At 38.2% G+C, this 10,242-nt stretch carries 7 protein-coding genes and 2 pseudogenes; 2 read left to right on the plus strand and 7 right to left on the minus strand.

Translation table 11 applies throughout. The features are described 5' to 3' along the window. Positions 1 to 2: 2 nt before the first annotated feature. On the plus strand, positions 3 to 1,847 hold the full coding sequence (sdhA, locus tag ACFILW_RS02010; protein WP_375622125.1) for a succinate dehydrogenase flavoprotein subunit: 1,845 nt from the start codon (positions 3 to 5) through the stop codon (positions 1,845 to 1,847). A gap of 14 nt (positions 1,848 to 1,861) precedes the next feature. Beyond that, entirely contained in the window at positions 1,862 to 2,641 is a 780-nt protein-coding gene (locus ACFILW_RS02015; protein WP_273790055.1) for a succinate dehydrogenase iron-sulfur subunit, read from the plus strand. A 1,397-nt stretch (positions 2,642 to 4,038) separates the two neighbouring features. Here ACFILW_RS02015 and ACFILW_RS11230 read toward each other — a convergent pair. From ACFILW_RS11230 to ACFILW_RS02055, 7 genes and pseudogenes are all read right to left on the minus strand, one after another. Beyond that, positions 4,039 to 4,735 (minus strand): annotated as a pseudogene (locus ACFILW_RS11230) (integrase); the annotation flags it as partial. A gap of 1,232 nt (positions 4,736 to 5,967) precedes the next feature. Continuing rightward, positions 5,968 to 7,029 carry a P-type DNA transfer ATPase VirB11 gene (gene virB11, locus ACFILW_RS02030; protein ID WP_375622128.1) on the minus strand — a complete coding sequence of 354 codons (1,062 nt, stop codon included), beginning with the start codon at positions 7,027 to 7,029 and terminating at the stop codon, positions 5,968 to 5,970. Continuing rightward, positions 7,004 to 8,161, minus strand: coding sequence for a type IV secretion system protein VirB10 (gene virB10 / locus ACFILW_RS02035; protein WP_375685005.1), 1,158 nt, complete (start codon positions 8,159 to 8,161; stop codon positions 7,004 to 7,006). The genes virB11 and virB10 overlap by 26 nt, the downstream gene beginning before the upstream one ends. Beyond that, positions 8,161 to 8,967 carry a P-type conjugative transfer protein VirB9 gene (virB9, locus tag ACFILW_RS02040; RefSeq protein WP_375622130.1) on the minus strand — a complete coding sequence of 269 codons (807 nt, stop codon included), beginning with the start codon at positions 8,965 to 8,967 and terminating at the stop codon, positions 8,161 to 8,163. The genes virB10 and virB9 overlap by 1 nt, the downstream gene beginning before the upstream one ends. Before the next feature lie 13 nt (positions 8,968 to 8,980). After that, positions 8,981 to 9,682: a virB8 family protein gene (locus ACFILW_RS02045; protein WP_375645584.1), complete on the minus strand. Its 702-nt coding sequence runs from the start codon at positions 9,680 to 9,682 to the stop codon at positions 8,981 to 8,983. Next, positions 9,679 to 9,822 (minus strand): TrwH protein, encoded by a 144-nt coding sequence (locus ACFILW_RS02050; protein WP_375622132.1) that lies wholly within the window; start codon positions 9,820 to 9,822, stop codon positions 9,679 to 9,681. The genes ACFILW_RS02045 and ACFILW_RS02050 overlap by 4 nt, the downstream gene beginning before the upstream one ends. Before the next feature lie 238 nt (positions 9,823 to 10,060). Next, positions 10,061 to 10,242: pseudogene (locus tag ACFILW_RS02055) on the minus strand (trwi protein); the annotation flags it as partial.

The following is a 10,242-nucleotide window of genomic DNA, read 5'->3' on the forward strand; positions in this document are numbered from 1 at the left end:
ATATGGCGGGTACAGGATCATCTCTGGGCGCTAAAGCAGGTAACGCCCCTTATCGCACTGTAGATCATAAATTTGATGTTGTTGTTGTTGGGGCAGGTGGTGCAGGATTACGTGCAACATTGGGTATGGCGGAACAAGGATTAAAGACAGCTTGTATTACGAAGGTTTTTCCAACGCGCTCACACACGGTTGCAGCACAAGGGGGAATTGCTGCATCGCTTTCAAATATGGGACCTGATAATTGGCAGTGGCATTTATATGATACCGTGAAAGGTTCTGATTGGTTGGGTGATACCGATGCAATGGAATATTTGGTGCGTAATGCTCCTGCTGCTGTGTATGAATTAGAACATTATGGCGTTCCTTTTTCGCGGACGCAAGAAGGCAAAATTTATCAGCGTCCTTTTGGTGGACATACGACACAATTTGGTGAAGGTCCACCTGTTCAGCGTACTTGCGCAGCCGCTGATCGTACAGGACATGCTATTTTGCATACGCTTTATGGACAAAGCTTAAAGCATAATGCGCAATTTTTTATTGAATATTTTGCACTCGATCTCATCATGACGGATGGGGTTTGTACGGGGGTTGTGGCATGGAATCTCGATGATGGTACAATACATCGTTTTTCTGCCAAAATGGTTGTTCTTGCAACCGGTGGTTATGGACGCGCTTATTTTTCCGCGACATCGGCGCATACCTGTACGGGTGATGGTGGTGGAATGATCGCACGTGCTGGATTGCCTCTTCAGGATATGGAGTTTGTGCAATTCCATCCTACAGGGATTTACGGTTCTGGCTGCTTAATTACAGAAGGAGCCCGTGGTGAAGGAGGCTATTTAATCAATTCTGAAGGTGAACGCTTTATGGAGCGCTATGCACCTTCTTTTAAGGATTTGGCTTCACGTGACTTGGTTTCGCGTTGTATCACACTTGAAATTCGTGAAGGGCGTGGTGTTGGACCTAAGAAGGACCATATTCATTTGGTTCTCAACCATATTGATCCTGCAATCTTGCACGAACGTTTACCAGGAATTTCGGAATCAGCACGGATTTTTGCAGGTGTGGATGTAACAAAAGAGCCTATCCCCATCTTGCCAACGGTTCATTATAATATGGGTGGGATTCCTACCAATTACTACGGGGAAGTTCTCAATCCAACGGCTGATTCGCCTGATCGTATTCAACCAGGGCTGATGGCGGTAGGAGAAGCAGGATGTGCTTCTGTTCATGGGGCTAATCGCTTGGGGTCAAATTCATTAATTGATCTTGTGGTGTTTGGTCGTGCTGCTGCCATTCGCGCGGGGGAAGTTATTGATCGGAATGCAGAAATTCCACCCCTTAATGAAGAAGCTGTTGACGAAATTATAGCGCGTTTTGATCGTTTACGTTTTGCACAAGGAGCGATACCAACAGCTCTATTGCGTGAAAAAATGCAACGCACGATGCAAGAAGATGCGGCTGTATTTCGTACAGAAGATTCTTTGAAACAAGGATGTCAGCGGATGAATAAAATCTGGGGGGAATTGTCAGACCTCAAAGTCACAGATCGTTCTCTGATATGGAATTCTGATTTGGTTGAAACATTAGAGCTTGAAAATCTCATGGCGAATGCAATCATGACTGTTCATTCTGCTGAAGCCCGTTTAGAAAGCCGTGGCGCTCATGCTCGTGAAGATTATCCAGAGCGTGATGATAAAAACTGGCGTAAACATACGCTTTCACATTTGTCAAAAGAGGGTAAGGTGACATTATCATATCGACCTGTCCATGTGGACCCATTAACATCTGAAGCTGATGGTGGGATCGATTTAAAGCGCATTGCACCTAAAAAACGGGTTTATTAAGGGGAGAATGAAATATGGTACAAATTAAGCTTCCCAAAAATTCTCAAGTAAAACCGGGAAAGGTTTGGCCTAAACCTGAAGGTGCTACAAAGCTGACGGAATTTCACGTGTATCGTTGGTCGCCTGATGATGAGGAAAATCCTCATCTAGATACTTATTATGTGGATCGTTCTGCTTGTGGTCCTATGATTCTTGATGGGCTTTTGTTTATTAAAAACCATATTGATCCAACTTTGACACTTCGTCGATCATGCCGTGAAGGCATCTGTGGTTCATGTGCGATGAATATTGATGGAACCAATACATTGGCTTGTACCAAAGGTATGGATGATGTAAAACACCCCATTAAAGTCTACCCTTTGCCGTCCATGCCAGTTGTTAAAGATTTGGTTCCTGACTTGAATCGCTTTTATGCGCAACACCGAGTTATTGAGCCTTGGTTACAAACAGTTTCTCCTGAACCTGCAAAAGAATGGTTACAAAGTCACTCCGATCGCCAAAAAATCGATGGCCTTTATGAGTGTATTTTGTGTGCGTGTTGTCAGACTTCATGTCCAAGTTATTGGTGGAACGGTGATCGTTATTTGGGTCCTGCTGTTTTGCTTCAAGCTTATCGCTGGATTGCGGATTCACGTGATGAAATGTGTGGTGAACGTCTTGATAATTTAGAAGATCCTTTCCGCCTTTATCGTTGCCATACGATTATGAATTGTGCGCAAACTTGTCCAAAGGGATTAAATCCAGCGAAAGCGATTGCTGAAATTAAAAAACTCATGGTTGAACGCCGCCTTTGAAAATTGACTGATTGAGGAAAATAAAGTGCAAGGGAGAGAATTGTGCGTGCTTTTAGAAATTAAAACTCTAAAAGCACAGTGGTTGCTTATGAGGGATCAGTAGCTATAATAGTCTAAAAAATGAAGTACCCCTTATAGAAGAAATCCTTGCAATGGCTGAGATTAAGGAAATTGATGGCTGAGTGTTGTCTTCGAAAATTGACCAATTGATGAACAGTAAAGTGAAAAACAGAAAATTGCGCGTGTTTTTTGTGCCTCTTGAGGTTTAATCTTTAAAAGTCTATTGGCTTCCATGAGGTGGTCAACATCGTTGTTATTGCCTTTAAAAATACAGTAGTCTTTCAGATAAAATAAAGACTTCAAGAAAAATAACATTCTCTATAAAAATAATAAAACCAATATGCCATGTGTTTTTATTTTCATTAAATTAGTATCAAAATTCGAATTTTAATGCATAATTTAATTAAGCATTTTTTATAAAAATGATTACCCTGCTTTAAATAGAGCACAAAAAATAAATTCTGATGCAAATATTAATAACGCATGTAAGTATTCAAATAAAATACAAAGTAGTGACCATTATGACAGTTCGTAATTTTACAATACATTTATTATAATATTACAATATCAGAAATATTGTTGATATTCAGGGATTGGGAGTTTTTAATAATATCATTATATATATCTAAAGATCATATTTTATTTTAAGAATTGGTTTGTTAATCGCATAAAAAAACAAAATTTATAATTCTTAAAGAAGAGTGTAAAATCTTTATGGATTATAGCGATAGATTATACAATTAAGAATACAAAAATTTAAAATTGTTATAACATCATCAGTTTAAATTCATTTAAGAGCCATAAAAGGCTTAAAATATCAAATTTATAGGTTTTTCTAGAAATTTAGAAATCGGTAGTAGGGATTTTAATGTATTGTGAATATGGAATAAGCACTGTTTATAGGTTGGTTTGAGTTGAATGAATTCAATTATCAAAGAAAATGTGTTTTATTTTGATGAACTTCGTAGATGCTGATTTTATATGTTCTTATCTATGAAAATAGAGATTTTTAGGTTTAATTCCTTTTTTTATATTACTGAATTTCATTTTTGTTTGCATGTATTGCTGAAGCAATTTGTTTAGGCAGTAAAAGTGCTTTTTTATTTTTCAGTATAGAGATATTTCTTAACATGAAAGAGAGGTTTACAAATATTAATGGTGTAATCAGTTATTGTTTGGGGAGGTGTTCTATTGTGCTGTAAAATACCCTTATTTGAAGAGTAGTGATTAAAGTGGTTAAAAGGTGGAGCATGTTTAGGCAAGGAGGCAGATTGTTTACAGATTGGTGCGGGGTAAGAAGCTTCGTCCTTTGAGGTGGTGAGAGGTAGAAATCCTGTTAGCCAATTAAGTAAATTAGAGCGAAATCCATGCGGGTAGGTATTAAGCCCAGCCTGTTGCAATATATTGAGCCATACAATTTGCAGCGAGCGTATCACGACGGGTTGCAGAAAAAAAGAAATCATTGTGAGACAGTAGATGCGCTTGAGATGCGCGTATTTCAAAATTTCTAATATCTCTATTGACTAAAGGGACACGAAATTCTGTTGTAGAATCACACCTTCCTTTCATATTTTCAAGCCAAGAATTGTCCATATATCCCCTTCAATCTGATTGTCACGAATTGATGCAAGGAATGGTACAAACCTTTGTAAGAATAAGCAGATGCAAAGCCAGTTGTATCATTATTGTTGCTTTGCAGAGTGTTTGATAAAAATCTGGAACATTTCTCCAATTCATTGTCGGTTTATTAATGACTTTATGGCGTTGTTTTTCTAAAAGAGCTTTTGCTGTTGCAGCTTTTACTTATCAGATGGGAGTTAAGAGTATTAGGTATCTCTTTTGGCGTAATATTTGAAATCGGTATACAGCCTCCTAATTTGAGGAGAATATGAAGCTGTAAAGATGCAAACCAGTTTTCATTTTTGCCGTCATTTTTTGTTCAGTTTTATGACGTTCAAGAGCATCTAGAGTAATGTCTTTTAAATAATAGAGATTACGCATTGCTTCACGCTTTTGTTTCTCTCGTTCTTTAATGAGATCAAAACCTTTATGTAAAACAGAACGTCCCGAACCAAATACAACTTGGCTTGTCAATTTATGCGCTTGTTTTAAAGAAGCATTTCTTTAATGTACCTAAGTTCATTTTGCAACAGTGTTTGTGGATGGTATAATGGTAAAGTTCCGATGAATAATATAAAATTTATAGAGTATCCCTATTTTTACACTTCATAAAAGAGCAAGTTGGGCGCTATTAGATACTTTGCCTGCTCCCAATGTTGTGACAATTTTTGGCATTTGGGATGGTTTATAAGAGGCATTGTTAGTGCTTTTTAGTACAGTTTCATCTATACGGCTTTATTTACTTGTAATGTGCAAGAGATATGGTTTTGGTTAATAAACAGCTTTGAAATGAGAGAATCCTACGGTACTAAGATCTTTTATCCAACATGTAAAATAATGAACACTCTTTATAAATCAATGTGACGTGGCTTAAGAAGACTGATTGTAGATCTGTGCTTTTAGGAATTTTTGCTTTTTGAGGTGCAGAAAAGAGAGCAGGAATATTCAGAGTAGCGCTTATTTGTATATTTTATGGGCATCGTTCTTTAGGGTGGGGATATGCACCACGTTTATGGTTAGCAAGGCTTGCTTAAGGGAAATTTGATTGTTTACGAACAACCGGAGGTTAAGAATCTTTCTTCGTCCGAAGAAGACGTCGATATGCCACTATACTTTGTTATTACCAAATAGAATGTGGTTTATGGATGCTAAATCGAAATGATAATTTATTTCGTATGAGGTTTTCCGTATTTGGAGATTGTTTGGTTAAAAAACATCTTTATTAATCATTTGAAAATAGCGCTTAGAATTTTTAAACGATAAGTTTTGGTCTTGATGACGATAATTATTTGTGGTGATCGAAACTACCTATTTTACGAAGCTTTCATTGATAGGCGAATCAAATTTTTTTCTTTTCTTTTGTTTAAATATTTATTTTGCAGCTATTTTTCTTTTTTGCATCAAAGATACTTTTTCAAAAGGTAAATGGAAAGAATGATCAAAGGCAAGAGAATAGAGAGAGCCTTATGTATAATTTGGTTTTCTCGTAGAGTTGTTGTCTATTAACTTTTTTCTTTTTTTCTTCATGAAGAGTGTAGAAAATCCATTGGAGAAGCAAAGAGAATAGGAAAAGTAAAATAAATAGCCGTAACAATTAGTTACGGCTATTTTTGTTTGCTTCATATTACCGAGAGAGGAAGCTCCCTTTAAGCGATTTTTGATTTAGCAAAAATCGGGTCGTAAAAGACTTCAGAGAGTTTTCTATCTTTAAAGAACAACACTACGTCAACTGTTGTATAGAGAACAATTTTTATCATTTCTAACTCGAGTTGCCGGCCAACTTCTGATCTTTTAATCAAGGTGGCACATCGTTCAAATGTCTGCAAAGCGCTGTTGGCATGCGTTGTTGTAATCGATCCGGGATGACCTGTGTTGAGCGAATTGAGATATTCCCATGCTTCATTGCCTCGCAATTCAGCGAGAAAAATTCGGTCGGGCGACTGACGCATACACGCATCTAGGCATTCTTCAGCTGAAACACGGCCTACATTGTTACCATAAATCATATGTACATGATTGGGATGATTGGGTAGAAAAAGCTCGTGAACATCTTCAATTGTGATAATACGCTCCTCTACAGGGACCTTTTCAATTAAAGAGCGGGCAAATGTTGTTTTACCAGATCCTGTCTTGCCTGCAATGATAATGTTGCGTTTGTGAAGGACGCATTCTTCCAAAAATTCAAGAATTTTTCCCTCACGTTTACTTTGTAAGAGTTGAACTTCAAATGGTTCCAACCGTGTGAAGTCTTGCCTCGATAACAAGTTATTGGCTTCTTTTGCTGAAGGCTTATTAAAACTTACATCAGAAAAATCATCAAATGCCCCTTCTTCTTTGAGTTCTTCTAACGTCTTAACTATAAGAGAATGTTTACGAATTACAAAGGAAAGAGCACCATCAACAACAGCTGGTGTTTGTATAATTGTACCACGTTGTCCACCAGGCAAGAGTACATAATTAATACTTCTGGGAGCCATACCGTTATAAACGATAATAGCTGTAATAAGCGTTTGCAAAAAAGTGGTTGTTAACTCTGGTACGCTATGTACTTGCCAACCCTTAAAGCTTTTTGTCCATACTTCACAGGGGCGGCAAATCGATAATTCAGTGATCGTGGGATCTTCTAAAAAACAATCAAGCGGTTGCAGAAGCTGAAAAACTGCTTGATCTTTCTGTACCGGGTTAACGTGTGACGAGACTGTAGACATTGCTGAAATCCAGATCACGAGCAACAAAAATATTTACTCGTTCGCCTTGGTTTTTGTAAAGTGTTGGTGTGATATTGATGGAATTTTGAAGAACATCGATTGCTATAGATTCAGCATTTTGAGCACCTTTATTTTGTGAATTCTCTTTATCTTCTTTGTTGCTTTTATTAACTTTTCCTCTTACCCATTCTCCTAAATCACCGATAATGCTTACCATAATTGCACTACCAAATCTTTCCCAAAAATGTCTGTCAACCCAGCCACCAATACCCGCTTCACCCAGAGGACCTGTGCCTGGTGAATCAAGATTGACAACAACACCAGAAGGCGTTTCGATGCGTAACCATTGCACAAACACGCGCGTTTGTCCTTGTTGTATGCCACTTTGGTAAAAACCAACGACTTTAGAACCACGGTCAAGCAAAACAACACGTCCACTTGTCGAATAAATATCGCGTGTTAAATGACACGTCGTCATTCCGGGTTGCGATGTAATGATCTTTGTTTCTAACGTACAATCTATTTGCGTTCCTTGTGTAATCAAAAAGTCACGGTTACGAAGTTGCATCGCATGTGATTGACCTAAACGCACGGGCTGAAGGTTATCAAATAATACGCCATTACCTCTATCATTATTCGATGCTTTATGACTTGTATCTGTAGATCCTTCGCTACCACCGTTGTTAAGACTAGAACTGAGCATACGTTTGCGTGCTAATTCTTCAGAATCTTGGAGCATATGTGGAGGAATGGCTGTTTGAAGAAGTTTACTCAAGGCCGGTGGAATATCCAAGTTTGAATCTTCTATTTGTGTTGATTTTTCTGCTTCTTCTACAATCTTTGGCTCTTCTATAGTCCGAGGGACATAGTTTGGTATAATTTGCTGTACTATTTGTTGTGGTTTTTCTTCCTCAACTTCCACGGTATTACGCATTTTAAAAGCTTTCCAAGTCAAGGCAATCGGTATCGCTACTATGACAATAAGCCCTACCACTAACAATGCACGGGTACCTGGAATTATCGGACGACGTTCAGAACCTAGTTCCGACCCTCCATAGGCACCTTCAATATGTTTTTGCTCGACGTTGTCCAGTTTTGTACCTTTTCCCTCTCCTTCCTTATTGTCAAACATCATTTTCCTCCTTTATTGATACGATAAACCACCGAAGATACTGTCCCTGTTGTGTTTGGTACGCCATTGGGGTCATAGGCTTCATTAAAAACAGCTAAAGCGCGTTTACCAAGCCGTATGAGCCATTTAGGATTGACCTTATGAACGGCGATAATATCATTAGAACTGCCGATAACGGTGCGTGGTATTAAGCTTTCATTTCCTTCAGCATCTACGACATAAATCGATGGCATATCCATGTTAGCGGGAAACTTGAAGTAAGTAATACGCCCATTGTCCCAAGCATTTATCGGAGCAATATCTTGGTGACCGCTCATGGTGTAACTGAGATTGTAGCCGTTGATGCTTTGGTGAAAACCACGTTCAATCGCAAGGCGTCGATTGTTTTCTTCTGACTTTTCATCGTTTGAATCGGGATAATGGAAAGCCAATTCATAAGTTGATCCCGCACGGTCATTCCGAAATTGTAGTCGGAATTTATAACTCCGTTTGTCAGTTACAACGATGAGATTGGTATTGGCAAGCTCTGCTTTTGGTTTAATAAAAATATGCCGCCCTTTATGAGCAAAGGCATAGGCTTCAGAATCGCCAAAGGCATGAGTTATGTACTGTTCACCTTCTTCAAGAATAATATGTGTTGCCACACCAAGAACTGTTTCAATTTGAACCACATCGGCTTCGTTATATGTTATATAGCGAATGCGGTGATCATATTGTGAATTTGATGGACTTTTGAGCGCCTGCACAGGTACCGTATAAAGAGAAGAAAACGAAGACAATAGAACAACGAACGCAAGTTTTTTCATAACAATCAATTCCTTAATCATTCAACAGTATTTCTGGGTCAGAACGGTAACTTGTTATTTGAAAACCAAGGGGGTTAAGCAATCGATCAGATGATTTCATGGGTGCACCGACATAGGTGTAACCAATTGTTGCAATCTGGTGCTGTTTTGGTCCAGTAGCAGCACCGTTGCTGTCAAGTTGCTGAGTCGTAAAACGTACAGTTGCTTGACCGATTCCATTAGGCTGGATTGATCGTACTTTAACTGTGATACGTGCTTTGTTGGAAAGCACTTTGTCCCGTGCATTTTCTCCATCATAGATTTTATAATATTCTTGTTGAACAGATGCTGCACTTAAAAGTGCTGTTGTGTCATAGTTCAGTTGAATGGTATCGTAGTCGTAAGTTTCGCGGTTAAGCACATATTGGTTTAGCCAATATCTATCTACAACTTCACCATAGCTTTCTTCGTGTTCACGCATGATTGAGATAACATCAACTGCACCCGTCGTATTATCAACGCGCAATACTAAGGGAGTTGGAGCTGGTTGAGAAAATCCAACAACTCCACATATCATACCGAATAAGCCAAAAAGACCCACAGTACTCGCTACACGCCACGCCGTTCTGCGCGACCTTATAAATTCATTGATAAGATCCCGTTCTAAGCCACGGCTTTCTTCATAATAACTTCTAAGTTGTTCGGCTTTCACTGGTTTTGCTTGTTTTGTTTTCATCTGTCTCCTCGCTTAATTTCGGCAGGGATTGTTTTATTAATAGGCACCCGGTTCCTATCATTGGGCTGTTTTAGCTTTGGTGCTAATGCACAAGCTGATAAAAGGTTTACAATCAAAGTTACAAGAATGATCGACTTCATTTTAATATGACTCTTTTTACAGTTATATGCATCCTAATATTTATTGTCATTATTATTATTTTGAACATAAAGTAAAGTACGTTGTGTGTAATTATTTTACTTTTTTATTCCATTTTAATTTATGAAAATAACTCAATTTCAGTACGAATATTTTTTACTTTAGGATTGGATATCCTCGTTATTTTGTCATATGGGTATTAAGGATGCCTGTTACGGGAATCATTGATTTTTATCTCATCTAGTTTCTATGTCTCCATAGATGTCCAAATGTAATGCCTTTTGCGAGAGAATTGGCAATGCTTGATAGTTTGAGTAATAGCATGATGGATATAATGGACAAGACGAGAGCTCCCCCAAACATGAAGCTTATATTCTGGTCGTAATCGAGTTTCATATCGCCCAAATAGTTTGCAAAGATAT

It is taken from the genome of Bartonella sp. TT110JLCBS (assembly GCF_042193405.1).
Taxonomy (GTDB): domain Bacteria; phylum Pseudomonadota; class Alphaproteobacteria; order Rhizobiales; family Rhizobiaceae; genus Bartonella.